The sequence below is a fragment of the Streptomyces sp. NPDC006529 genome (genome assembly GCF_040611795.1).
Classification (GTDB): Bacteria; Actinomycetota; Actinomycetes; order Streptomycetales; family Streptomycetaceae; genus Streptomyces.
Window position 1 is genome coordinate 21,082 of sequence record NZ_JBEXPB010000026.1, and the last position, 24,277, is coordinate 45,358.

Below are 24,277 nucleotides of genomic sequence, written 5' to 3' on the forward strand. Positions count from 1 at the left end.
AACCTTTGGGAGGGGCCCTAGGGGTGGGCGTGCGCCGTGAGGAGGAGACGGGGGGTCGCCCGGTTCCGCCCCGAGGGCGATGTGTGATCCGCCCTGGAAAAGGACCATGGATCCATGAGCACCGCACTCTTCACCCCGAGCCAGGGCCGCCACACTCGCGGCGCCACCACCTCTACCACCCCGTCCTCCACGTCCCTCGCCCCCGACTTCCACGCGGCGCACACCGCTCACACGGCCCGCGCGGCCGAGGCCACGCGGCCCGGCCAGCGGCGCAAGGGCGGCCTGCTGCGCGCGGCGAAGATCTTCGCCGGGACCGCCGTGAGCGTGGTCCTGCTCGGCGAATACGGCGAGGACGCCGGCGTCATACGTCGCTGACGCCCCCGCGGCCGGCTCAGCCGCCGGCCAGCAGCTCGTCCGCGTCCATGATCCGGTAGGCGTAGCCCTGCTCCGCCAGGAACCGCTGGCGGTGGGCGGCGTAGTCCTGGTCGATCGTGTCCCGGGCCACCACCGAGTAGAAGCGCGCCTCGTGACCGTCCGCCTTCGGACGCAGCACCCGGCCGAGGCGCTGGGCCTCCTCCTGGCGGGAGCCGAAGGTGCCCGACACCTGGATGGCGACCGTCGCCTCCGGGAGGTCGATCGAGAAGTTCGCGACCTTCGAGACGACCAGCACGCTGATCTCGCCCTCGCGGAAGGCGTTGAACAGCTTCTCCCGCTGCGCGTTCGAGGTCTCGCCCTTGATGACGGGCGCGTCCAGGTGCTCGCCCAGCTCGTCGAGCTGATCGATGTACTGGCCGATGACCAGCGTCTGCTCGCCCCGGTGCTTGCGCACCAGCGCCTCGGTGACCTTCCGCTTCGTCGCGGTCGTCGCACAGAAGCGGTACTTCTCCTCCGTCTCGGCGGTCGCGTAGGCCAGCCGTTCGGTCTCGGTGAGGTTGACCCGCACCTCCACGCAGTCGGCCGGGGCGATGTAGCCCTGCGCCTCGATCTCCTTCCACGGCGCGTCGAAGCGCTTGGGCCCGATCAGCGAGAAGACGTCCGACTCGCGGCCGTCCTCGCGCACCAGCGTCGCGGTCAGCCCGAGCCGCCGCCGGGCCTGGAGGTCGGCCGTGAACTTGAAGACGGGCGCGGGCAGCAGGTGCACCTCGTCGTAGACGATCAGGCCCCAGTCCCGGGAGTCGAAGAGCTCCAGGTGCGGATAGATGCCCTTCCGCTTCGTCGTCAGGACCTGGTAGGTCGCGATCGTGACCGGGCGGATCTCCTTGCGGGTGCCCGAGTACTCGCCGATCTCCTCCTCGGTGAGCGAGGTCCGCTTGATCAGCTCGTGCTTCCACTGGCGGGCCGAGACGGTGTTCGTCACCAGGATCAGCGTGGTCGCCTTGGCCTGCGCCATCGCCCCGGCGCCCACCAGCGTCTTGCCCGCGCCGCAGGGCAGCACGACCACGCCCGAACCGCCGTGCCAGAAGCCCTCGACCGCCTGCTGCTGGTAGGGGCGCAGCGCCCAGCCGTCCTCGGCCAGCTCGATCGGGTGCGCTTCGCCGTCGACGTACCCGGCGAGGTCCTCGGCGGGCCAGCCCAGCTTGAGCAGGGTCTGCTTGATCTGACCGCGCTCCGAGGGGTGCACGGCGACGGTGTCGGCGTCGAGCCGCGCGCCGACGAGCGGGGCGACCTTCTTGGACCGCAGGATCTCCTCCAGCACCGGCCGGTCCGTGCTGGTCAGCACCAGCCCGTGCACGGGGTGCTTGGTGAGGGTGAGCCGCCCGTAGCGGGCCATCGTCTCGGCGACGTCGACGAGCAGCGCGTGCGGCACCGGGTAGCGGGAGAACTCGACGAGCGCGTCCACGACCTGCTCGGCGTCGTGCCCGGCGGCCCGGGCGTTCCACAGCCCGAGCGGGGTGATCCGGTAGGTGTGGATGTGCTCGGGAGCCCGCTCCAGCTCGGCGAAGGGCGCGATGGCCCGCCGCGCGGCGGCGGACAGTTCGTGGTCGACCTCGAGCAGGAGGGTCTTGTCACTCTGGACGATCAGAGGCCCGTTCAAGAGCGTCCCTTTCCGGCGGTGTGGCCGTCCGGGCGCGGACGGCCAAACCTCCAGTCTGCCGTATCCGCCGCCGTGTGTGGGGGTCCGGCGAGATCCGAAAGGGACTGCCCGGGCGTATCCCGAAGGGACTGCCTAGGCGCCCAGGTGCGGGAGGGGGCCCGCCGGGTAGGGGGTCTCGACGGGGAGCAGGGCGCGGGCCGCGACCTCGTCCCCGGAGCGGACCAGGGCGTGGATCTCGCGGGCCAGCGGGGTGACGTCGCGGATGGACACCGTCCACGTGTCGGCGTAGGCGCGGGAGGCGGGTCCGGACAGGCCCAGCTGCAGGGACCGGTGGGGCAGCGGGTTCAGGTGGAGGTCCCGCTCCGGATCCCACTGGACGCGGGCGGGGGCGGCGCGCAGGGCGTCCCGCCAGGCGCCGTGGTCGGGGTGGGTGGCGGCCTCGTAGTGGGAGAGGCAGGCCCGGCGCAGCGCGTCGTCGAAACCGGCCCGGGTGATCTCGACGGCCAGGACCGTCTCCTGGTCGGCCTTAGTGCCCCAGCCGCAGCGGTACATCATCCACAGGAACGACGGCTTGATCCAGGTCATCCGCTCCCGCTTCCAGGCGGGAGGGAACCGCCCGTCACGCGCTGCGGGGAGGCCCAGGTGCGGCCCGTAGGCCTGGTAGACGGTGATCGTGTCGGCGGTGTGGACGGCGCGGATCCGGCGGGTCGGTTCTGGGGGCATGCGCTCAGGATGGCCGCCCGCCGAGCCGCCCGGCGAACGGTTTTCGCGGCCCGCCGCCTCGTCTCACAGCTGGTCGTCGGCCAGTTCCGCGACGCCCGTGACCCGGTGCAGGGCGTAGGTGCGGACCTCGTCCGCGGTGTGGTCGTAGCCGGTGACGAAGCCGCCCTCGACCCGCACCGGTGCGATCACGCGCTGACTGGCCGCGCCCTCGGCGTTCACGTAGCCGATCCACACCGCGGACCCGGTCAGCGCCGCCGCCTGCACCGTCGCCAGGGTCTCGGCCGCGCTGGTGCGCGGCAGTTCACCGGGGGCGGCGGACGCCGTGGCGGAGGGCGCGGGCTCCTTGCGGACCGCCGTCGCCGCGAGGTCGCCGGCGCGGATCGCGCGCACGGCCGCGCCCAGCAGCGTCGCGTCCGGCACCGGCGGCCCCTCCGGGACCGGTACGGGCGCGGCGCGGCGGGGGGTGCGGTGCGCGTCGGCGCGCGCCACCAGCACGTCACCGGTGCGGGATTCGGCGGCCGGGGCGTAGCCCATGGCCCGCAGCCCCTCGAGCAGCGCGCCCGGTTCGGCCTGCGCGGCCAGCACGGTCGGCGCGAGGCGGCGCAGGCCCAGACCGGCCGAGCGCTTGTCGGCGAGGAGTTCGCCGAGCACCGCGTCGTCGTCGCAGCGCACGTAGGAGGAGGCGGCGCCCACCCGCAGGTGGCCGTGCCGCCGGGCCACGTCGTCGATCAGGTAGGACAGCGGCTGCGGGACCGGGGTGCGGCTGTGCTCGGCCAGGAAGGCGTGCAGGTCGACGGCGGTGTGCCCGGCATCCAGGGCCCGGCGCACGGATCCGGGCGTGAACCGGTACACCGTCGCCCCGCCCTTGGACTCCACGTCGGCGAGCACGGCCAGCACGTCCCCGAGCGGCCGGCGCAGCGGACCCGGCGCGACGGCGGTCAGGTCGGCCTGCAGCAGGACGTGGTCCACCGGTTCCGGCAGCAGCGGCGCCAGCAGCGGCCCCGGATCCTCGTGCGCGAGCAGCGCCCGGCCGGGCGCCGACAGCGCCCCGCGCCCGGTCACCCCGAGCAGCTCCGCCTCCTCCAGCGTCCACCGCGCCAGGCGGGCCCGCAGCTCGCTGGTCCCGCGCACCGGCCGCTCCCAGGCGAGCCGCGCGAGCAGCGCGGCGGGGTCGGCGGAGCCGCCCTCGGGCAGCGCGGCGAGGAGTTCCAGGACCCGGCGGCGGACTTCGGGGGCCGCGCTGCGGTCCAGGTCGGGCCCGAGGACGGACAGGGTGCGGCCCTTGGCGTCCTGCTCGCCGGCCAGCGCGGCCGTGCGGGTGGCCGGGAGCCAGGCGGCGGCCAGCGCCGACCACCGCTCGGCGGGCGGGAGTTCGACCCAGGTGTCGAAGGCGGGGGTGGGGGCGTAGCGCTCGTCGGCTTCGCCGTCGCTGGCCAGCAGCCCCGCCGCGTAGGCGAGTTCGATCCAGAAGGCGGTGAGGGCCTCGGTGGTGTCCAGCGCGGCGGCGGTCCGCTTGAGGTCGCGGACGGCGAGTCCGCCCGCGCGCAGCACGGCGGGTCCGGTGTGCTCCCAGTACTTGACGAGCTCCTCGACGGTGGAGAGCGCGGCGAGCGCCTGACCGGCCGCGTTCGCGTCCACAAGCTGTGGACGGTGTTCGCGCGCCGCTTCCACCGGCGGGGCGACGGGCTCCACCGTGCGGTGCGCCAGCCCGCCGCGCAGGTGCAGGGCGACCTCGCGCGGCAGGACGACCGTGCGCGTCGAGGCGGGCAGCAGCAGCCCGTGGTCGCGCAGCCAGCGCACGGGCGGCGTCGGATGCGCGGTCACCTCGCCGTAGGGCGGCCCCCACACGAGCCGGCCCAGCACTTGGTGGGCTTCGGCGGGTGCCTCGTCGAGCAGCGCGGACATCCGCTCCCCGTCGGCGAACAGGGCGGTCAGCGCGGACACCGCCGAGACCGCGTCGTGGGTCGCGGGCAGCCCGGCGGCCAGCACGATCTCCTGGATCCGGCCCGGGGACATGCCCGCGGTGGCCTCGGCGACGGTCGGGCCGAGCCCGGTCGGGGAGGGCCGGGAGGCGGACGGGGCGAGCAACTCCCGCGCGGTGCGCACCAGTCGCAGGGAATCCTCGCCGCCCCAGAGGAGGGCCTGGTCGCGCAGGGCCCGCACGGCGCCCGGCAGCGCGGCCCGCACCGCGTCGGCGGCCTCCCGACGGTCGTCGTCGCCGTCCGGGGCCGCGCCGGTCAGCAGTGTTTCCAGCACGCCGTAGGGGCACGGGTCCGGCGCCACCGCCAGCGCCTCCGCGGTCTGGAGCGTGAAGCGGTCCAGGTGTTCCAGGGCGCGCACCACCGACGCGCGGGTCCCGGCGCGGGTCGCCAGTTGGGTGACGTCCCCCGGTACCGGGCTCAGCAGATCCGGCCGGGCGCGCAGCAGCGCGGCGAGCGCGGCGTCGTCGCGGGCGCGCAGCGCCTCGGCGAGAGAACGCGGAGCGGTCCCTGCGGTGCGTGGCTCGGGCACGGTCGCCTCCTGGTCGCGTCGGCCGGTCGTCGGCCGGTCCCCATCCGGTCCACGTTATCCGCTGCGTACGCGGCCGCTCCACGGGCGCACGCGCTACCTTTCGACGAGGCGGTACGGGAGGAGCCGGGGCGTGGGCATCGAGAGCGACCATCTGGTCTACGAATATCTGAGCCGGGTCGGGGACTTGGCCCAGCGGCGGCAGCTGGCGTCGAGCGACCGGATGCGGCTCGTGACGGGCCTGCGGGACGAGATCGACCGGCGCCGCGCCAAGTACGACCCGGAGACCCCGGCGGCGGTCCGGCGCATCCTGGACCGGATCGGCAGCCCCGAGGAGATCCTGGACGCGCTGGAGTCGGGCGGCCCGCGGGCGGCTTCCGCCTCGGCTCCCGCTCCGCAGGCGGATGCGGGGATCGGCGTACCGGTGCAGCGGGGGCCGGGGCGGTTGCGCGGTCGCACGCCCGTCCCGCCGCCGCGCCCCGAGCCGCCCGCGGCCACCGGGCCCGCGTCGCCGCACCTGGCCGGACTGGACGAACTCGGCCCCGAAGGGGGCGAATCGGGCGAGCCCGACTGGTGGCGGGTCACCCCCGGCCCCTACGGCGACGGTCCCCAGGTCGACGGTTTCGTGGGCGGCATCGAGCGGCCGCACCCGCGCGAGCTGCCCGACCTCTTCAAGGTCCCGGCGGAGGAGGACGAGGCGGCCGAGGCCGCCGCCGCCGCTGCCGGGGCGAGGGCGGCGGGCGGGTCCCGGGGGCGGGCCGCGGTACGGGCGCTGCGTGAGCGGCGGCGCCTGCGCAAGGAGGCCGCGGCGGCGGCGGGCACGACCCCGGTCGCGGAGGTCCCGGTCGTCCGGGCGAAGCCGCACGCCTTCCTCCTCCTCGCCGCCCTGCTCCTGGCGGTCGGCGTGGTCAGCGGCTACTGGGTGCTGCTCGGGCTCGGCTGGCTGCTGGCGTACGCGTCGCGGGTGCTCGGGCCCGCCGAGAAGAAGTGGGCGGTGTTCGGGCTGCCGGGGGTGGTTTTCGCGGGGGCGGTGGTGTGGGTGTGGGGCCGCCTGAACCACCGCTGGGGGGACCCCCTGGCCGATGCGCAGCTCGGCGAAGCCTTCCAGAGCATGTGGCCCTGGCTGGTCCGGGCCGCCGCCATCGCCTCGGCCCTCTACCTGGCCTGGCGCGCCCGCCGCGCCCGCTGACCCCCCCCGCCCCCACCCCGGGGCACCCCTGACCCGCGGGGCGAGCCGCTCCCGGCGCCCACGCCGAGCCACTCCCGGGCCCGGAGCAAATCCAGCCCGCCCGGCGTTTGAGGGCCCGCCGGAGGCCTCCCGGACCGGTACTTGCATCGCCGGAGGGGGCGGGGGCGGCCCCCGGGCCCTGCCCGGACCCGCGCCTCAAACGCCGGCGAGGCTGGGAGGTTCCGCCTTGGCGGGTCAAGTTCGGCTTGCCGGGTGCCGACAAGGACAGATCCAGCCTGCCCGGCGTTTGAGGGCCCGCCGGAGGCCGCCACGGGCCCGCAGCCCGGAAGCCCCGACTCCCCGCCCCGTCAGCGGCCCGGGTGCCCTCAGGGGGTCCAAGGAGAGGTCGGGACGATCAGGGGGGAGCCCGTTACCGGGTCGGGGATGACCAGGGAGGCGAGGCCGAAGACCTCATGGACCAGGTCGGCCGTGACCACGGCGGAGGGCGGGCCCTGCGCCACCACGCGCCCGGCCTTCATCGCCACCAGATGATCCGCGTACCGCGCGGCCTGGTTCAGGTCGTGCAGGACGGCCACCACCGTCCGCCCCCGCTCGTGGTTGAGCCGCCGGACCAGGTCCAGCACCTCCACCTGGTGCGCGATGTCCAGGAACGTCGTCGGCTCGTCGAGCAGCAGCAGCTCCGTCTCCTGCGCCAGCGCCATCGCGATCCACACCCGCTGCCGCTGCCCGCCGGACAGCGCGTCCACGGGCCGGTCCGCCAGGTCGGAGACGGACGTGCGCTCCATGGCCGCCACCACGGCCCGCTCGTCCGCCTCGGACCACTGCTGCCACCAGTGCTGGTGCGGCTGGCGCCCGCGCGCCACCAGGTCCGCGACCGTGATCGCCTCCGGTGCCACCGGGGACTGCGGGAGCAGCCCGATGGTCTGCGCGATCCGCCGGGTCGGCAGGGAGGCGAGCGCCTCGCCGTCCAGCAGGACGGCCCCGGAGCGCGGCTTCAGCAGCCGCCCCAGCGCCCGCAGGGTGGTGGACTTCCCGCAGGCGTTCGGGCCGACGATCACCGTCACCTTCCCGTCGGGGACGGACAGGTCGAGGTCCTCCACGACGACCCGGTCCTCGTAGGCGAGCGTCAGCCCGCTCGCCGCCAGACGGCTCACGTTTCTCCTCCAGTTCGGCCAGAACGGCCACTGCCACCGGCGTGCCCGGCGCGCCCGGTACGCCCGCGCACGATCAGCCAGATCAGGTACGGCGCCCCCACGGCGGCGGTCAGCACGCCCACGGGAAGCTCGGTCGGCGACAGCAGCCGGCGCGCCAGCAGGTCGGCCAGGACCACGATCACGGCGCCGGTCAGCGCCGAGCACAGCAGCGGGATCTGCGCGGTCCGGGTCATCCGGCGCGCGATCTGCGGGGCCAGCAGGGCGACGAAGTCGACGGGCCCCGCCGCACCCGTGGCCACGGAGGCCAGGACCACGCCCAGCGCGACCAGCCCGAGCCGCACCGGGCCCAGCCGGACCCCGAGCGCGGTCACGGTGTCGTCGTCGAGCGAGACCGTACGCTGCGCCCGCGCCGCCCACAGGACGGCCGGCAGCAGCGCCAGCAGCACCCAGGCGAGCGGTTCGGCGATGTCCGATCCGCGCCCGTTGAGGGAGCCGGTCATCCAGATCTGGGCCTGCTGGGCCACGAGGTAGTCGCCCTTGGTCATCAGCAGCGTCGTCACCGACCGCAGCGCGATGGCGAAGCCGATGCCGATGAGCACGAAGCGCCCCGCGTGCAGCCCGCCGCGCCAGGCGAAGACGTAGACCAGGAAGGCCGCGAGGAGCCCGCCGAGCACGGAGAGGTAGGGCAGGACGGCGTACGAGGTCACCCCGAAGGTCAGCGCCGCCACGGTGACCGCGCCCGCGCCCTGGCTGATGCCGATGATGTCGGGGCTGGCCAGCGGGTTGCGGGCGACGGTCTGGATCAGCGCGCCCGCGACCCCGAAGGCGAGGCCGACGAGCAGGCCCACCGTCAGCCGGGGCAGCCGCAGCGTCCCCACCACCAGGTCGTCCGGCGAGGGCCGCCCCAGCAGCACCTTGACGACCTCCCCGGGGGCGACGAAGGACTCGCCGACGCAGAGGTACGCCACGCACACCGCGGCCAGCAGCGCCGCGAGGCCGCACGCGACCGCGGTGGCCCGGCGGTGCAGCAGGAACGATCCGCGCCGGCCCCGGACGAGCGCGTACCCGGCGGGCCGGGCGGGCACGGAGGAGGCGGCGGGGGCCGCAGCCGGGCCCCGTACGCCGGTGGGGGCGCTCACGCGGCCACCGCCTTGCGGCGGACCAGGACGACCAGGAACGGCACCCCGATGAGCGCGGTCATCACCCCGGCCGGAACCTCGCCCGGCGGTACCACGACCCGCCCGGCCACGTCCGCGACCAGCAGCATCACCGGCCCGATCAGCGCGGCCATCGGCAGCACCCAGCGGTGGTCGCCGCCGACCGCGGCCCGCGCGAGGTGCGGCACGGCCAGCCCGATGAAGGCGATCGGCCCGGCCGCCGCGACCGCGGCACCGGTCAGCACCGTGGCCCCGAGCCCGCCGACGACGCGGACGGCGCCGACGTTCTGCCCGAGCCCCTTGGCGACGTCCTCGCCGAGCGCGAGCGCGTCCAGACCGCGCGCCACCGCCACCACCAGCACCGCCCCGGCCAGCAGGAACGGCCAGATCTGGGAGACCACCCGCAGGTCGCGCCCGGCGACCGAGCCGACCTGCCAGAACCGGAACTCGTCCAGGGTGGACGCCTTGGTGGTGAGGACCGCCATGGTGACGGAGGCGAGCAGCGCGTTGATCGCGGCGCCGCCGAGGGCGAGTTTCACGGGGGTCGCGCCGCCGCGCCCGCTCGCCGCGATGGCGTACACGGCGACGGAGGCGACCGCCGCCCCGGCGAAGGCGAACCACACGTAACCGGTGAGCGTGTGCACCCCGGCGAAGGCGATCGCGCAGACGACCGCGACCCCGGCTCCCTGGCTGATGCCGAGGATGCCGGGGTCGGCGATGGGGTTGCGGGTGATGCCCTGGAGGGCGGTCCCGGCGAGCGCGAGGCCCACCCCGACCATGAGGGCGACCAGGGTGCGCGGGACCCGCAGGCTGCGCACCACCTCCGCGTCGGGGGTGTGCGCGCCGCGGAACAGCGCGTCGAACACCTCCGCCGGGGGTATGGAGCGGGCGCCGACGGCCAGGCTCAGGACGACCGCGCACAGCAGCGCGGCGAGCCCGGCCGCCGTCCACCCGAGGCGGCGGGCCGTCAGGGCGCGCCGCGGGAGGGGAGCGCTGCGGGCGGCCGGCGGGCCGTGGTCGCGGTCGCGGTCACCGGGGCCGGGGGCGCCGCGGTGGGGGGTGCTGGGAGCGGGGGCTGACATCTCACCCAATTTCATGATCCGGTAAGGCGAGCCTAAGTCTACGTTCCCGGGCGTTGCCGCGGCCTCGGCACAATGGAGGGCATGACCTCTCCCGCCACGGCCCCCGCCGGACCCCCCGCCGCGCCCGCGTTCACGGTCGGCTTCGACCTCGACATGACCCTCATCGACTCCCGCCCCGGCATCAGGGCGACGTACGAGGCGCTGTCCGCCGAGACGGGCACCTGGATCGACGCCGCGGAGGCGGTCACCCGGCTCGGGCCGCCGCTCGACGACGAGCTGGCGAACTGGTTCCCCGAGGAGCGGATCGCGGAGGTGGCCGACCGCTACCGGGAGATCTACCCCGCCCACGCCATCGCGCCGACCCCGGCGATGCGCGGGGCGCGCGAGGCGGTCGAGGCGGTGCGGGCGCTCGGCGGCCGGGCGATCGTCGTCACGGCGAAGCACGAGCCCAACGCCCGCCTGCACCTGGCGCACCTGGGCATCGAGCCCGACGCGGTGATCGGCTGGCTGTGGGCGGAGGCGAAGGCGGTCGCGCTGCGCGAGTACGGGGCGCAGGTCTACGTCGGCGACCACGTGGGCGATGTCCGCGGGGCCCGCACGGCGGGCGCGCTGTCCGTAGCGGTGCCGACCGGCCCGTGCCCCGAGCCGGAACTGCGCGCGGCGGGCGCGGACGTGATCCTGGCGGATCTGACCGCGCTGCCGGCCTGGCTGGCGGAGTACGTCGCCACGCGCCCGGTGGTGGCGGAGGCGGCCGAGCTGGTTCAGGAGGTCTGAACCGACCCCTACGCTACGCGGAGCCCCGCGCGGCGGAGGCGGCCGACGCGGCGGCCTGCGAGCGGCGGGCCGCGCGGCGCTGGGCGGCGGCAGAGCGGAGCACCCCGGCGGCGGAGATCGCGAAGCCGACGCCCATGAGCATGCACACGGCCCACGCCCACGAGGGGAACGGCCGCGTGTGCAGGAACAGCGGGGCCATCGTCGCGAGGGTCGCCACGGCACCGAGGATGAACACGATGCCGCCGGCCCTGACCAATGCGTCGCCGGGCCGCGCTTCGTCGGGCTGCGCTTCGCCGGGCCGCGCATTTTCGGAACGGGGAGTGGGAGTCACCTCACCAGGGTAGTTCCCTGGCCGAAGGGCCACTGCAGGAAGGACCGGGGGACGCCTTGTCAGGGTGATCTCGGCCATTAGCCTTGAGGGTGACAGGTCACAGATGATCTGCCACACCGACGAGCGCAAGGACAGAGGACGGACGTGCCTACCGGCAAGGTCAAATGGTTCAACAGTGAGAAGGGCTTCGGCTTTCTCTCCCGCGACGACGGCGGCGACGTCTTCGTCCACTCGTCGGTACTGCCGGACGGGCTCGACGCGCTCAAGCCCGGCCAGCGCGTGGAATTCGGCGTGGTCGCGGGCCAGCGGGGCGACCAGGCCCTGTCCGTGACGGTCCTGGACCCGACGCCGTCGGTCGCGGCCGCGCAGCGCCGCAAGCCCGATGAACTCGCGTCGATCGTCCAGGACCTGACGACCCTGCTGGAGAACGTCACGCAGCAGCTGGAGCGCGGCCGCTACCCCGAGAAGGCGCAGGGCGCGAAGATCGCCGGCATGCTGCGCGCGGTGGCCGACCAGCTCGACGTCTGACCTTCCGGCCCGGTCCCGGAGGCCGTGAACGGCCGTGCCCCGGCCCCGCTCCTCGCGGGGGACCGGGGCACGGCCGTTCCGGCGTCGCGTCTCAGGGGAAGTCGAGGGCGCCCGGCGCGATCGCCGGGACCAGGCCCTCCGCCGCCGCCCGGGTCAGCAGGCCGCGGACCGCCGCGTAGCCGTCCTCGCCGAGGTCCGCGGTGAACTCGTTGACGTACAGCCCGATGTGCTGGTCGGCGACCGCCGGATCCAGCTCCTGTGCGTGCGCCCGGACGTACGGGCGGGACGCCTCGGGGTCGTCCCACGCCATCCGCACCGACGTACGCGCCGCCTCGGCCAGCCCCCGCAGCGTTTCGGCGCCCAGCGAACGCCGGGCGATGATCGCGCCGAGCGGGATCGGCAGCCCGGTCGTGGACTCCCAGTGCTCGCCCATGTCGGCCAGGCAGTGCAGCCCGTGGTCCCGGTAGGTGAACCGCGCCTCGTGGATCACCAGTCCGGCGTCCACCCGGCCCGCGCGCACCGCGGGCATGATCTCGTGGAACGGCATCACCACGACCTCGCCGACCGCGTCGGGCAGCACGTCCGCCGCCCACAGCCGGAAGAGCAGGTAGGCCGTCGAGCGCTCGCTCGGCACGGCCACCGTCTTCCCGGTCAGGTCGACGCCCGGTTCGCGGGTCAGGACCAGCGGCCCGCAGCCCCTGCCCAGCGCCCCGCCGCAGGGCAGCAGCGCGTAGTCCTCCAGCACCCAGGGCAGCACCGCGTACGACACCTTCAGCACGTCGAGCCCGGCGAGGCCGGCCGCCTCGGCGGGAGCGTCCGGACCGCGCTCGGCGATGCCGTTGGTGACGTCGATGTCCGCGAAGGTCACGTCCAGCGCGGGCGCGCCCGGCACCCGGCCGTGCGCCCACGCGTCGAAGACGAAGGTGTCGTTGGGACAGGGCGAGTAGGCGATCTTCAGCGGTTCGTCACTGCGCATGCGGACGTTCTCCCCAGTTCGCGAGTACGGGCCCCAGCGCGCGGAAGCCGTCGGTGAGCGCACCGAGCGCCTCCCCGATCCGCCAGGCGGCGCGGTCGCGCGGGCCCACGGCGTTGGACACGGCGCGGATCTCCAGGACCGGCAGCCCGTGCGCGGCGGCCGCCTCGGCGACCCCGAAGCCCTCCATGGCCTCGGCCCCCGCGAGCGGGTGCCGGGCGGCGAGGCGCGCCGCGCCCTCGGCGGTGCCGGTGACCGTGGAGACGGTGAGCACGGGGGCGAGCAGGGCGCCCGTGGCCTCGGCGGCGCGGGCGGCCAGCGCGGCGGGCGGCAGGTGCACGGTGTGGCCGAAGCCCAGTTCCCGGACGTCCAGGAAGCCCTCGGCGGTCTCGGCCCCGAGATCGGCCGCGACGACGGCGTCCGCGACGACGAGCGAGCCGACCGGAGCGGCCGGCTGGAACCCGCCGCCGATCCCGGCGCTGACGACGAGGGAGTACGGACGGGGGCCGCTCGGGCCGGGCCCGCCCGCGAGGGAGACCGCGAGCGCGGTGGCCGTGGCCGCCGCGGCGGCGGCCGGGCCGACCCCGCCGACGAGCACGTCGAGGGCGAGGCCCGGCAGGTCCCGGCGGGTGATGGGGTACCCGCCGGGGAGCGTGCGCGGCTCGGGCGGACCGGAGAGGTCCGGATGAGGGGTGAGACCGGCGACGACGGAGTCGGCCTCCGCCGCCACCGCGGTCACGACGAGCGCGCGCACGGCGAGGACTACTTCTTGAGCTTGAGGTTGAAGGTCCAGACGGAGGTGGGCTTGCCGTTCTCGCTCAGCTCGATGATGTGGATCGGCTGGGCGTCCACGGGGGCGGCGGGCGCGCCCTGGCCACCGGTGGAGAAGGGGTTCAGGCCGGGGAAGCTCTGGTAGGTGTTGGAGGTGAGGTCGCCGAGGCGCTGCGTGCCGACGGCGGCCAGCCACTTCTTGCCGCCCTCCACGACCTCGGGCTCGACGCCCAGACGCAGGGTGTCGCCGGCGGTGTAGTCGATGGACTGGGCGTTCTTCGCGCCCTTGGAGTCTTCGAGGCACTCCTGGACGCGCGCGTCCGACAGCTCCTTCTCCGAGTCCTTGAGCTTGCAGGTGGCCTGCGCGGACACCGACGAGCTGCCGACCGTCACGGTCGCCAGCGGCGTCGGCTTGTCGCAGGCGGAGAGGACGAGGAGGCCGGCGGAAACGGCTCCGAGGGCCGCGACACTGCGGCGGGCCCTACCCGAGGAAAGCGGTGCGGTCATGAGCCGAAGGCTATCGGGCCCCCGGGCCGCGCCGCCGCATGGGGTCCCGGTGCGGCGCCACCGCCTGCGGTCGGCTCGCTCCGGCGCCTACGCCACCCGGGTCCGCTGCGGCCCGCGCCGGGTGTGCCCGGGCGAGGACAACAGGCCGCGCACCGCCATCACCGCGCCCAGCGCCACGATGACCGCGGCCACCCCCATCCCCAGCACCCCGTGCAGCGGGAGCGCGATGCCGATCGCCCCGCCCAGCACCCACGCCACCTGGAGCAGCGTCTCCGACCGGGCGAAGGCCGACGTGCGCACCGCCTCCGGGACGTCCCGCTGGATCATCGCGTCCAGCGACAGCTTCGCCAGCGCCTGGCAGAACCCGGCCGCTCCGGCCAGTACCGCCATGAACAGGCCGCTGAACAGCACGGCCGCCAGGACCGCCACCCCGAGCGTCACGCACAGCACCACCGCGATGATCGTCTCCGGCGCACGGGCCCGCAGCCAGGCACCCACCGCCGTCCCGCACGCGTTGCCCACGCCCGCCGAGACACCCACGATGCCCAGGGAGACGGCCGCGCTCTGCCCGGCCAGCGGGTGCTCCCGCAGCAGGAACGCCAGGAAGAAGATCAGGAACCCGGACAGCCCGCGCATCGCCGCGTTCGCCAGCAGCCCGCAGAGGACCGGGCGGCTGACCGTCCGCAGCCCCGGACGCTTCGAATGCGCCTCGTGGGTGGAGAGCCGGGCCCGGCGCTCGCCCTTCGCGTCGTCCACCTTGTGCGGCATGGAGAGCGCGGCGAAGGTACCGGCGACGAAGACCGCGCACGCCCCGTACAACGGCCACGGCGGGCCGATCGCGTGCAGGCCCGCCCCCACCGGCGCCGCGGCCCCGGTGGCCAGCAGACCGGCCAGCGTGACCCGGGAGTTGGCCTTCACGAGCGAGAAGTCGGGAGGGAGCAGCCGCGGCACGACCGCGCTGCGCACCACCCCGTACGCCTTGGACGCGACCAGCACGCCGAGCGCCGCCGGATACAGCTCCAGCCCGCCCGTGGCCACCGCTCCCGACATCATCACGGCGAGCACCGCCCGGGTGAACATCGCCGCCGCCATCGCGGCCCGGCGGCCGTGCGGCAACCGGTCCAACAGCGGGCCGATGACGGGGGCCAGCAGGGTGAAGGGCGCCATGGTGATGGCGAGGTAGAGCGCGACCCGGCCGCGGGCCTCGTCGGTGGGGACGGAGAAGAAGACGGTCGAGGCGAGCGCCACTGTGATCATCACGTCACCGGCGCCGTTGATCGCGTGCAGCTCGATCAGCTTGCCGAGGCCCGATTCGCCCGCCCCGTGGGCGTGCGTGGCCCGCCGGATTCCGCGCGCCGTCCCCGTGATCGGCAGGTGCAGGGCACGGCCGACTGCCCGGCCGGTCCTGCGGACCGGTCCCGGGCCGCCTTCGGACGACCGTACGGGTGCCATCTCGCCATAGTGCCCCACACGGCCCGCGGGAACCCCTCCCGGCGCGCTTCCCGTCCCCTCCCCGTGTCCCCGGGGCCGGGGCCGCGGGGAGCCGGGCGTCCGCGAATCGGACGTGCATGTGGGCCCAGGCCCCAAGAAGAGGTAGCGTGCGTAGCGCGCCACCGGCGGTTGCTCTTGGCCGCGCGCCTCTTCGCTGTCCCGCAGAATGGATTGCAAAAGGTGCGCCCGAGGCCGATCGGGTGCGGACGTCGACGCGGCCCTCTGGTCCGCTCCGCCCGCGCCACGTACGGACAGCACCGACGGGTCGTTGTGGACGACAGTACGGACGGCGCACACGTGAGACGGCGTAGGAGAGAACGAGACCAGTGAGTGCTGCGACGACGCGAAGCCGTACCCCGCGTACCCCTGACCGCCTGTGCGTCGAGGCGGTAGAACTCGCGCGGGCGGCGGCCGAAGAGGCCGCCTACCCCGGGGTGGTGGGAGAGCACGTATCCGCCGTGGCGGAGGGCGACCGGGTCGTCACCCACTACTTCGAGGCCAAGGAACCGGGGTACCGGGGCTGGCGCTGGGCCGTCACGGTGACCCGCGCCTCCCGCGCGAAGAACGTCACCCTCGACGAAACGGTGCTGCTCCCCGGCTCCGACGCGCTCCTCGCGCCCGAGTGGGTGCCGTGGAGCGAGCGGCTGCGACCGGGTGACATGGGGCCGGGCGACCTGCTGCCCACCGACGCCGAGGACCTGCGGCTGGAGCCCGGCTGGTCCGGCGAGGACGCGCCGCCGCCGAACTCCGTGGTCTCCGCCGAGATGGCCGAACTGGTCGAGGCGGAGGACGCGGACGTCACCGACCGCGCGGTGGTGCCGGTCGTGCCGGTGCGCGGGTCCATCACCTCGGTGGCCGAGGAACTCGGCATGCGGCGGGCGCGCGTGCTGTCCCGCTACGGCCTGCACACTGCGGCCGACCGCTGGGACGAGTCCTTCGGGGCGAAGACGCCGATGGCGCAGGCGGCGCCCGCGTCGTGCGTGTCGTGCGGCTTCCTGGTCGCGATCGGCGGCTCGCTGGGGCAGGCCTTCGGGGTCTGCGCGAACGAGTTCAGCCCGGCCGACGGGCGGCTCGTGTCCCTGTCCTACGGGTGCGGGGGGCACTCCGAGGCGGCGGTGATGCCGGTGCCGATGCGGCCTGCGCCGCCGGTGCTGGACTCCATGGCCTCGGACGAGTTCACCCTGCGCCCGACGCCCGACACCGGCTCGGTCCCCACCACGGACCCCACCCCGCCGGACCTGGGCCACTCCTGACCCACCGGTCCGCTCCCTCCGGGGGCGCCTCAAACGCCGGCGGGGCTGGAATTCCAGCCCCGCCGGCGCTTGAGGGCCGGCCGGAGCCAGCGAGGCTGTATTTCCAGCCCGCCCGGCGTTTGAGGGCCCGCCGGAGGCGCTTCAGCCCCGCCGGCGCTTGAGGCGGCGCACCCCGGTCGGGCTACGGGAGGGGGTCCTCCGTGATCGGGATCGGGTGGCTCCCGTTCGGCGAAGCCACCGGCACCGGCGTAGCCACCGGCACCGCCGCCCCCGCATCGGCCTGGTTCATCGACGACAGCAGCTGCCGCGCGAGCCCCAGCCCCGTACCGCCCATCGTGAGCGCCTTCGCGAACATCTCCGACATCCCCTCGGCCCCGTTCAGCAGCACCATGTGCTCGACGTTGCCGAAGGCGCTCGCGCCCGCCTGCACGATCTGCGGCCAGTTCTCGGCGAGCTGCTGGGCGACCACGGCCTCCTGGTTCTCCGCCAGCGCCGCCGCCCGCGCCTTGATGGACTCGGCCTCGGCGAGACCCTTGGCCTTCGCCGCGTCGGCCTCCGCCAGCCCCCTGGCCCGCGCCCACTCGGCGTCCGCGAGGCCCTTGGCCTGCGTCGCCGCGGCTTCGGCCTCACCGGTGGCCCGGGTGGCCTTCGCCGCCGCGAGACCGCGGGCCTCGGTGGCCTCGGCCTCGGCGGCCGCGGCCGTCTTCACCCGGGTGGCCTCGGCGGCCGCCGCGAGTTCGGTCTCCCTGGCCTTGGCCTGGGCGGCCGAGATCCGGGAGTCGCGGTCGGCCTCGGCGAGCGTGCGCTGCTCGTAGGCCTTGGCGTCCGCTGGCTTGCGCACGTCCGCCTGGAGCTGCTGCTCGATGCGGTCGGCCTCCAGCTCGGCGACCCGGGTCTCCTGGACGACGACCTCCTGGCGGGCGGCGGCGTCCGCGAGCGGACCGGCTTGGCGGGCCGAGGCCGCGGCCTTGTCCCGCTCGGCCTGGTAGCCCGCCTGGAGGATCTCGCTGTCCCGGGTGGCCTCCGACATGCGGGCGAAGGCGGCCTGTTCGGCCTCGGTGGCCCGCAGGTTCGCATCGGCCTGGGCGATCCGCGCGTCCCGCTGGACGGCGGCCGCGTGCGGCATCGCGAGGTTCTTGATGTAGCCGGTCGGGTCCTCGATCTCGTGGATCTGGAGCGAGTCGACGATGAGGCCGAGCTTCTCCATCTCGCTGCCGCAGGCCGCCCGGGTCTGCCCGGTCAGCTTCTCGCGGTCACGGATCATGTCCTCGACCGTCAGCCCGCCCACGATGGAGCGCAGGTGACCGGCGAACACGATGTGCACGCGTTCCGGGATCATCTTCTGCTGGTCGAGGAAGCGGCGCGCCGCGTTCGCGATGGAGACCATGTCGTCCCCGACCTTGAAGATGACCACGCCCTTGACCTTGAGCGGGATGCCCTGGTGGGTCACGCAGTCCACCAGCAGCTGGGTTTCGTTCAGGTCCAGCGACAGTTTGCGCACCGCCTGGACACCGGGCATGACGAGCGTGCCGCGGCCGGTGACGATCCGGAACCCCATGCCGTCGCCGAGGCCCTCGGTCTTGTGGGTGGAACCGGAGATGACAAGTGCTTCGTTCGGTTCGGCCACCCGCCACATGAGCTTGAAGAGGCCGATCAGAAGAAGTAGTGAGGCGAGGACTGCTCCCGCCACGACGCCGATAGCCATCGGCAACGCCCCCTTAGTGCAGTGCCGTTGCGGCACCGGTGAGGGCGAGTCTGCGCCCGCGCGGGGGTGGCGTGAAGACGCCGGAGGAGCCTTGTCGCAATCTTGATACGTGCCGGGGCGCGGGGGTCAGCCGGCGTAGGCGGCGGTCACGTACACCGTGCGCGGCGGCAGGTGTTCGACCACCGTGACGACGGTTCCGACGGGAAGGGTTTCCCGTCCGTCCAGGGCCGGGTGGGCGAGGAAGTGCTCGGCCCCGCCGCGGATCCGGATGATGACCTCGCCCACGAGGCCGGGCCCCACCGTGCCGGTGACCCGCCCGGTCATCCCCGCCATGTCCTGGTCCATGGGGGCAGGTTACGCGGGAAGGGCCCGGGGAGACCCCGGGCCCGTTCCATCCGTCCGCTGCCGCGCTCGTCAGTTGGCGAGCGCGACCGTGGTCTGGTCCGGTCCGGGGTCCGCCGTCGGGGCGGCGCCGGTGCGCCGGACCCGGGTCGCGGCGATGACGGCGGCGACGAGCAGCAGGGCGATGGCGCCGTAGGAGGCGGTGTGCATGCCGTGGACGAACGCCTCGCGGGCGGCGGCCAGTACGCCCTCCCCGGCCCGGCCGCCGATCTGCCGGGCGGCCGCGGCGGCGCCGCCGAGGGTCTCCCGTACGGCGGGCTGCGCGTCGGCCAGGTCGCTGCGGTAGACGGCGGTGCCGAGGCTGCCCAGCAGGGCCATGCCGAGCGCCCCGCCGAACTCGCTGCCGGTCTCCAGCACCGATGCGGCCGAACCGGCCTTCTCGGCGGGGGCCGAGGACAGGGCCATGTCGGAGACGAGCGACATCACGGCGACGATCCCGCCGGCCAGGACGGCCGCGCCGGCCAGCAGCAGCCAGAGCGAGTCGGTGCCGGTGAGGGCGAGGAGGGTGAACCCGGCGGCGCCGGTGGCGAACCCGCCGGCGATGACGACGGGGCGGCCGTACTTCTGGCCGAGCGCGGTGGAGGCGGGGGCGGCGGCGCCGACGGCGAGCGAGGGGGCCAGGGACCACAGCGCGGCCTCCAGGGTGCCCATGCCGAGGACGGACTGGAGGTACTGGGTGGTGAAGTAGGCCGAGCCCATCATGACGAAGGCGGCGATGGTGTTGAAGGCGACCCCGGCGGCGAAGCCGCGGCCCCGGAAGAGGTCCCGGCCGATCATGGCGTCGTCCCGGGTGAGCTGGCGGCGTACGAAGACGGCGCCGAAGACCAGGCCCGCGGCGAGGCAGCCGAGGGGGACCGGCGCGAAGCCCTCGGCGGCGATCTCCTTGAGGCCGTAGACGACGGGGAGCACGGCGGCCATCGAGAGCGGGACGCCCAGCAGGTCGAAGCGGCCGGGAGCCGGGTCCTTGAACTCCGGTACGAGCACGGGGACCAGCGCCAGCAGGAGCAGCATCGCGGGCACGTTGACGAGGAAGACCGACCCCCACCAGAAGTGGTCCAGGATCAGCCCGCTCATGACCGAGCCGAGGGCGATGCCGCCGGCCATGGCGCCGGACCAGATGCCGATGGCCTGCCCGCGCTGCTTGTCGTCCTGGAAGAGGTTGCGTACGAGCCCCAGCGTGGACGGCATCAGGGTCGCGCCGCCGACGCCGAGCAGGACGCGGGCGGCGATGAGCATCTCGGCGCTGGTGGCGTAGGCGGCGCCGACGGAGGCGAGACCGAAGGCGGCCGCGCCGATCAGCAGCAGCTTGCGGCGGCCGATGCGGTCGCCGAGCGATCCCATGGTGATGAGGAGTCCGGCGAGGGCGAAGGCGTAGCTGTCGAAGATCCACAGCTGCTGCGTCGCGGTGGGGTCCAGCTCCCGGGTGATGGAGGGGATGGCGAAGTAGAGGACGGAGACGTCCATCGAGACCAGGAGCAGGGGGAGCAGGAGGACGGTGAAGGCGGTCCATTCCCGGCGGCCTGCGCGTCGTGCTGCGAAGTTCGTCATGAGCAGCAATGTACAAGCGTCATAAACGATTGTCTAGTACGTGCGTATGGCACAGCTGTATATGACGCTTGTCTTGCTAAAGTGGGCGGCATGGGACATCGTGAAGATCTGCTCGAAGGCGCCAAGAAGTGCCTGGTCGAGAAGGGTTTCGGGCGCACGACGGCGCGGGACATCGTCAATGCGTCCGGCGCCAATCTGGCCTCCATCGGCTACCACTACGGCTCCAAGGACGCCCTCCTCGCCCAGGCGTTCATCGCGCTCGCGGAGGAATGGGGCGATGCCTTCAGCCCGGACGTGACGGGGGAGGGCGGCTCGCTGGAACGCTTCCGCTCGGTGTGGGAGGGGATCCTCTCCCAGCAGCAGCGGTCCGCGCCCATGTGGGCGGCCAGCATGGAGGTCGCGCTCAACCGGGACCAGATGCCGGAACTGGGGGACATGCTGGCGTCCTCGGAGAGCGAGGGGCGGCGCGGGCTGATCTCCCTGTTCACGGGCATCCCGGAGGAGGACCTGAGCGCGGACGACCTCCGCACGCTGGGGGCGGTGTACCAGGCGTTGCTGACGGGGGTGATGCTGCAGTGGAAGTTCGATCCGGCGACCGCCGCGACGGCGGCGGACCTGACGGAAGGCATGCGGCGCCTGGCCGCCTCCGCCTCCGCGCCGCCGCCCCGGACCCCCTGACGGGGCCGCCGCCCCCCCCGCCGCCTCAATCGCCGGCGGGGCTCAAGTTTCCGCGCCGGGGGCGAACCGGCTGGGCCCCGGCCCTTGGCCCCGCACCGCGCCTCAATCGCCGGCGGGGCTGGGTATGGCCGGTGGTGGCCCGGTGGTGGCCGGAGCCAGGGGGATGGATCGTCCGGAACTGGCCCCCGCCCCAGCGCCCGCGCCTCAATCGCCGGCGGGGCTGGGTATGGCCACGGTGGGCCGGTGGTGGTCTTACCCGCCGGGGCTCGGGGCATTTTCAGCCTCGCCGGCGTTTGAGGCGCGGCACCGGGTCGGGGCTGCGGCCGGCCGATCCGTCCCGCTGGCTCCGGCCACCGGCGGTCACACTCGCCGGTGGCCCAGGGCACATCCAGCCCCGCCGGCGTTTGAGGCGCGGTGCTGGGCGGGGGCCGCGCCCCGGCCGATTCACCCCCTGGCTCGGGGGCACCGCCCCCTCAGTCCCGCCGCCCCCGGCGGGTCAGGCGGCGGGTGGTCACGGCGAGCGCGGCCGCGCCGAGCAGGACCGCCGCGCCCACCGTGACGTTGCCGCCGTCGGTCCCGCCCGGCGCCGCCGAGGGCCCCGCGCCACCGGCCGGAGCCGACGGCCCGCCGCCCGGCCCGGGCGACGACGCACCCGGCCCCGGCCCCGGCCCCGGCCCCGGCACCGCCACCACCCGACTGCTCGCCCCCTCCGAGCCGAACATCAGCGTCCTGCCGTCCGGCGCGTACGTCACCGACTCCGCCTGCCCCTGCCACGGCGCGTCCACCCGCACGCCCTCCCCCTGCGGCTTGCCGTCCTTCCAGGGGAAGGTCCGCGCGAAGAAGTACCCCCGCAGCGTCAGGCTCGCCCCGTCCGGCGAGAAGGCCCCGTCCGTCACCCACGGCACGTCCGCCACCCGCCGGAACTCGTTGCTCCCCGACGCCGACAGCTGCTGGGGCCCCTCGTACAGCCCGCCCTTGTCCTCGCTCTTGCTCGCGATGTACACCCGCCCGGTCACCGGATGCACCATCAGGGCCTCGGCGTTGCGCGGCCCGTCCGCGTAACGCACCGTGAACTGAACCGGCTTGACCGTTACGTCGCCCAACTGGGCCGGCTCGGGGAAGCGGTAGATCCACACGTGGTCCCAGGTGCCGCCCAGGTTGTCGCCGATGTCCCCGACGTACAGCTGCCCGTCCGGGCCGAGCGAGATCGCCTCGACGTCGCGCGGGGCGCCGACGCCCGCCATCGTGACGCGGGCGACCGTACGGCCGGTGGCGGAGTCGACGGCGTACACGTACGGCCCGTCGTCACTGTCGTTGTGCGTCCAGTAGACCCCCGGGTGGATCTTGCTGGCCGCCAGCCCGCTGGACTCCTTGATCCGCGGATCCGCGATCGTGAAGGACGAGGCCCCCGGCCCGGGCGCGGGCGAACCGGCTGCTGCCGCGGCGGCCCCCGGCAGCAGCGACAGGATCCCGACAGCGGTGACGGCAACGGCAGCGACGGCGGAGGCGGAGGCGGAGGCGGCAGGCAGGGGCGGGCGCATCCCCCCAGCCTGCCAGGCCGCCCCGGCCGGCGCGTGTCCGGCATCACGTGGGCAGCGCGACGGTGATCCGCGATGATGACCGGATGCGTTTCATGTTCGTCGGCGATTCCATGACCATCGGACGCGCCGGCGACTTCACCTGGCGCTACCGGATGTGGCAGCACCTCAGCACCCGCTGCGGCGGCCCCCACGAGATCGTCGGTCCGCGCAGCGGGCTCTACGACGCCTCGGCCGACGCACCGGCCAGCCACGCCTACGCCGACCCCGGCTTCCCCGCCGCCGCCCGCCGCCACCTGGCCGGCTGGGGCGAGGGCTGGCAGCACATGGTCCCGCTCATCGGCGACGCCGCCCGCGCGCACCGGCCGGACGTGCTCCTGGTCTCCCTCGGCCTGATCGACCTCGGCTTCTACACGAACGCCGAGCAGACCGCCGCGAACGTCCGCCGCTTCGTCGCCGAGGCCCGCGCCGCCCGCCCCCGGATACGCATGGTGCTGCTCCCCGTCATCCCCAACGTCCGCGCCGACGTCGACGTTCCCTTCGCCGCCGAGGTGAGCCGCTTCAACGAGCTGCTCGCCAAGGCCGTCGCCGACCTGTCCACCGACGCCTCGCCGCTGCTGCTGGCCGCCCGGCCGCAGGGCTACGAACTGGCCCGCGACACCTATGACGGCACCCACCCCAGCGTCTCCGGCGAGCACCGCCTCGCGGGCGAGTTCGCGGCCGTCCTGCACCAGGCCTGGGGCATCGGCGCCCCGTACGCGCCGCTCCCGGGCCCGTGATTCCGTAGGTCCGTAGCTCCGTAGCTCCGTACGGGGGTGGCGTAACACGCCCTTCACCGGGGGGTCTTGCTTCGAGTGCGCTCCAAGCAGTTGGCTAGTGCCCCATGAAGTACACGCAGCTCGGACGCACCGGCCTCAAGGTCAGCCGACTTGTCCTCGGCACCATGAACTTCGGCCCCCAGACCGGGGAGCCGGAAAGTCACGCGATCATGGATTCCGCGCTCGACGCGGGCATCAACTACTTCGACACCGCCAACGTCTACGGCTGGGGCGAGAACAAGGGCCGCACCGAAGAGATCATCGGCACCTGGTTCGCGCAGGGCGGCGGCCGCCGCGAGAAGACCGTTCTCGCCACCAAGGTCTACGGCAGCATGGCTGCCGAGGGCGACCCGTGGCCCAACTACGACCGGCTCTCGGCGCTCAACATCCGGCGGGCCGTCGACGCCAGCCTGAAGCGCCTGAACACCGACCACATCGACGTCTACCAGTTCCACCACGTCGACCGGAAGACTCCTTTCGAGGAGATCTGGCAGGCCGTCGAGGTCCTGATCCAGCAGGGCAAGATCCTCTACGCGGGCTCGTCCAACTTCCCCGGCTGGAAGATCGCCCAGGCCAACGAGGCGGCCGCGCGGCGCGGGCGGCTCGGCCTGGTCAGCGAGCAGTGCCTCTACAACCTGGCCGAACGGCGCGCCGAGATGGAGGTCATCCCGGCCGCCGAGGCGTACGGGCTCGGGGTCATCCCGTGGTCGCCGCTGCACGGCGGGCTGCTCGGCGGCGCCATCCGCAAGTCCGCGGAGTCCGGCCGCACCGCGACCGGCCGCTCGGCGGAGGCCCTGTCCAACAGCTCGGTGCGGGCGCAGGTCCAGGCGTACGAGGACCTGCTCGGCAAGCACGGCCTGGAACCGGGCGAGGTGGCCCTCGCGTGGCTGCTGACCCGGCCCGGGATCACCGGTCCGATCGTGGGGCCGCGTACGCCGGAGCAGCTCGCCTCCGCGCTGCGCGCGGTCGAGCTGGAGCTGTCGCGGGAGGTGCTGGACGGGCTCGACGAGATCTTCCCGGGGCCGGGCGCCTCGCCGGAGGCCTTCGCCTGGTAGCGCGGGCCTTCGCCGGGTAGTGTCCGGGCGCCTTGCCGGCGCCCGGGCCCACGCCCG

At 74.5% G+C, this 24,277-nt stretch carries 23 protein-coding genes; 8 read left to right on the plus strand and 15 right to left on the minus strand.

Going from position 1 to position 24,277, the window contains the following annotated elements; genetic code table 11:
- Nucleotides 1-114: 114 nt before the first annotated feature.
- A complete protein-coding gene (locus ABZY31_RS19120) occupies nt 115-375 on the plus strand; it encodes a hypothetical protein (protein WP_356411826.1) in 261 nt (86 codons plus the stop codon).
- Nucleotides 376-391: 16 nt separating this feature from the next.
- On the opposite strand, the gene ABZY31_RS19125 is transcribed toward ABZY31_RS19120, so the two are convergent.
- The 3 genes from ABZY31_RS19125 to ABZY31_RS19135 form a co-directional block, all read right to left on the minus strand.
- A complete protein-coding gene (locus ABZY31_RS19125; RefSeq protein WP_356411828.1) occupies nt 392-2,035 on the minus strand; it encodes a DNA repair helicase XPB in 1,644 nt (547 codons plus the stop codon).
- A 132-nt stretch (nt 2,036-2,167) separates the two neighbouring features.
- On the minus strand, nt 2,168-2,758 hold the full coding sequence (locus tag ABZY31_RS19130; RefSeq protein WP_356411831.1) for a DUF4291 domain-containing protein: 591 nt from the start codon (nt 2,756-2,758) through the stop codon (nt 2,168-2,170).
- Nucleotides 2,759-2,821: 63 nt separating this feature from the next.
- Nucleotides 2,822-5,269 (minus strand): helicase-associated domain-containing protein, encoded by a 2,448-nt coding sequence (locus ABZY31_RS19135; protein WP_356411834.1) that lies wholly within the window; start codon nt 5,267-5,269, stop codon nt 2,822-2,824.
- A 130-nt stretch (nt 5,270-5,399) separates the two neighbouring features.
- Between ABZY31_RS19135 and ABZY31_RS19140 the strand changes: the two genes are divergently transcribed.
- The gene (locus tag ABZY31_RS19140) at nt 5,400-6,455 is read left to right on the plus strand and encodes a hypothetical protein (RefSeq protein ID WP_356411837.1); all 1,056 of its coding nucleotides are present in this window, start codon (nt 5,400-5,402) and stop codon (nt 6,453-6,455) included.
- A 365-nt stretch (nt 6,456-6,820) separates the two neighbouring features.
- Here the strand turns inward: ABZY31_RS19140 and ABZY31_RS19145 are convergent, their stop codons facing one another.
- Genes ABZY31_RS19145 through ABZY31_RS19155 form a run of 3 tightly spaced genes read right to left on the minus strand, consistent with a single transcriptional unit; the run spans nt 6,821 to nt 9,848 of the window.
- Entirely contained in the window at nt 6,821-7,609 is a 789-nt protein-coding gene (locus tag ABZY31_RS19145) for an ABC transporter ATP-binding protein (protein ID WP_356411839.1), read from the minus strand.
- Nucleotides 7,606-8,748, minus strand: a complete 1,143-nt coding sequence (locus ABZY31_RS19150; protein ID WP_356411842.1) for an iron chelate uptake ABC transporter family permease subunit — start codon at nt 8,746-8,748, stop codon at nt 7,606-7,608. Before ABZY31_RS19150 ends, ABZY31_RS19145 begins: the two co-directional genes overlap by 4 nt.
- Nucleotides 8,745-9,848, minus strand: a complete 1,104-nt coding sequence (locus tag ABZY31_RS19155) for an iron ABC transporter permease (protein ID WP_356411845.1) — start codon at nt 9,846-9,848, stop codon at nt 8,745-8,747. The genes ABZY31_RS19150 and ABZY31_RS19155 overlap by 4 nt, the downstream gene beginning before the upstream one ends.
- Nucleotides 9,849-9,929: 81 nt before the next feature.
- On the opposite strand from ABZY31_RS19155, the gene ABZY31_RS19160 reads away from it, so the two are divergent.
- Nucleotides 9,930-10,622 carry an HAD family hydrolase gene (locus ABZY31_RS19160; RefSeq protein ID WP_356411847.1) on the plus strand — a complete coding sequence of 231 codons (693 nt, stop codon included), beginning with the start codon at nt 9,930-9,932 and terminating at the stop codon, nt 10,620-10,622.
- 13 nt (nt 10,623-10,635) lie between these two features.
- Here the strand turns inward: ABZY31_RS19160 and ABZY31_RS19165 are convergent, their stop codons facing one another.
- Nucleotides 10,636-10,878 (minus strand): hypothetical protein, encoded by a 243-nt coding sequence (locus ABZY31_RS19165; protein ID WP_356412027.1) that lies wholly within the window; start codon nt 10,876-10,878, stop codon nt 10,636-10,638.
- 219 nt (nt 10,879-11,097) lie between these two features.
- On the opposite strand from ABZY31_RS19165, the gene ABZY31_RS19170 reads away from it, so the two are divergent.
- Nucleotides 11,098-11,481 carry a cold-shock protein gene (locus ABZY31_RS19170; RefSeq protein WP_356411850.1) on the plus strand — a complete coding sequence of 128 codons (384 nt, stop codon included), beginning with the start codon at nt 11,098-11,100 and terminating at the stop codon, nt 11,479-11,481.
- 91 nt (nt 11,482-11,572) lie between these two features.
- Here ABZY31_RS19170 and ABZY31_RS19175 read toward each other — a convergent pair whose 3' ends face one another.
- The 4 genes from ABZY31_RS19175 to ABZY31_RS19190 all read right to left on the minus strand — a co-directional run bounded on the left by ABZY31_RS19175 (nt 11,573) and on the right by ABZY31_RS19190 (nt 15,184).
- On the minus strand, nt 11,573-12,457 hold the full coding sequence (locus ABZY31_RS19175) for a 1,4-dihydroxy-6-naphthoate synthase (RefSeq protein ID WP_356411852.1): 885 nt from the start codon (nt 12,455-12,457) through the stop codon (nt 11,573-11,575).
- Nucleotides 12,447-13,208 carry a futalosine hydrolase gene (locus tag ABZY31_RS19180; RefSeq protein WP_356411855.1) on the minus strand — a complete coding sequence of 254 codons (762 nt, stop codon included), beginning with the start codon at nt 13,206-13,208 and terminating at the stop codon, nt 12,447-12,449. Before ABZY31_RS19180 ends, ABZY31_RS19175 begins: the two co-directional genes overlap by 11 nt.
- Before the next feature lie 8 nt (nt 13,209-13,216).
- Complete coding sequence (locus tag ABZY31_RS19185) at nt 13,217-13,732, minus strand: DUF2771 domain-containing protein (RefSeq protein WP_356411857.1); 516 nt, start codon at nt 13,730-13,732, stop codon at nt 13,217-13,219.
- Nucleotides 13,733-13,819: 87 nt separating this feature from the next.
- On the minus strand, nt 13,820-15,184 hold the full coding sequence (locus ABZY31_RS19190) for an MFS transporter (protein ID WP_356411860.1): 1,365 nt from the start codon (nt 15,182-15,184) through the stop codon (nt 13,820-13,822).
- Nucleotides 15,185-15,549: 365 nt separating this feature from the next.
- On the opposite strand from ABZY31_RS19190, the gene ABZY31_RS19195 reads away from it, so the two are divergent.
- Nucleotides 15,550-16,476, plus strand: a complete 927-nt coding sequence (locus tag ABZY31_RS19195; RefSeq protein WP_356411863.1) for a DUF3027 domain-containing protein — start codon at nt 15,550-15,552, stop codon at nt 16,474-16,476.
- Between the two features lie 181 nt (nt 16,477-16,657).
- Here ABZY31_RS19195 and ABZY31_RS19200 read toward each other — a convergent pair whose 3' ends face one another.
- The 3 genes from ABZY31_RS19200 to ABZY31_RS19210 form a co-directional block, all read right to left on the minus strand.
- Nucleotides 16,658-18,181 (minus strand): SPFH domain-containing protein, encoded by a 1,524-nt coding sequence (locus ABZY31_RS19200; protein WP_356411866.1) that lies wholly within the window; start codon nt 18,179-18,181, stop codon nt 16,658-16,660.
- 126 nt (nt 18,182-18,307) lie between these two features.
- On the minus strand, nt 18,308-18,526 hold the full coding sequence (locus tag ABZY31_RS19205) for a hypothetical protein (protein ID WP_356411869.1): 219 nt from the start codon (nt 18,524-18,526) through the stop codon (nt 18,308-18,310).
- Between the two features lie 69 nt (nt 18,527-18,595).
- Nucleotides 18,596-20,131, minus strand: a complete 1,536-nt coding sequence (locus ABZY31_RS19210; protein WP_356411872.1) for an MFS transporter — start codon at nt 20,129-20,131, stop codon at nt 18,596-18,598.
- Between the two features lie 90 nt (nt 20,132-20,221).
- Here ABZY31_RS19210 and ABZY31_RS19215 point away from each other — a divergent pair, with 90 nt between their 5' ends.
- Nucleotides 20,222-20,809, plus strand: coding sequence for a TetR/AcrR family transcriptional regulator (locus tag ABZY31_RS19215; RefSeq protein WP_356411874.1), 588 nt, complete (start codon nt 20,222-20,224; stop codon nt 20,807-20,809).
- 473 nt (nt 20,810-21,282) lie between these two features.
- On the opposite strand, the gene ABZY31_RS19220 is transcribed toward ABZY31_RS19215, so the two are convergent.
- The gene (locus ABZY31_RS19220; RefSeq protein WP_356411877.1) at nt 21,283-22,350 is read right to left on the minus strand and encodes a WD40 repeat domain-containing protein; all 1,068 of its coding nucleotides are present in this window, start codon (nt 22,348-22,350) and stop codon (nt 21,283-21,285) included.
- 83 nt (nt 22,351-22,433) lie between these two features.
- On the opposite strand from ABZY31_RS19220, the gene ABZY31_RS19225 reads away from it, so the two are divergent.
- Together ABZY31_RS19225 and ABZY31_RS19230 are read left to right on the plus strand one after the other, a co-directional pair.
- A complete protein-coding gene (locus ABZY31_RS19225; RefSeq protein ID WP_356411880.1) occupies nt 22,434-23,126 on the plus strand; it encodes a GDSL-type esterase/lipase family protein in 693 nt (230 codons plus the stop codon).
- A gap of 104 nt (nt 23,127-23,230) precedes the next feature.
- A complete protein-coding gene (locus tag ABZY31_RS19230; protein ID WP_356411883.1) occupies nt 23,231-24,220 on the plus strand; it encodes an aldo/keto reductase in 990 nt (329 codons plus the stop codon).
- Nucleotides 24,221-24,277: the final 57 nt, after the last annotated feature.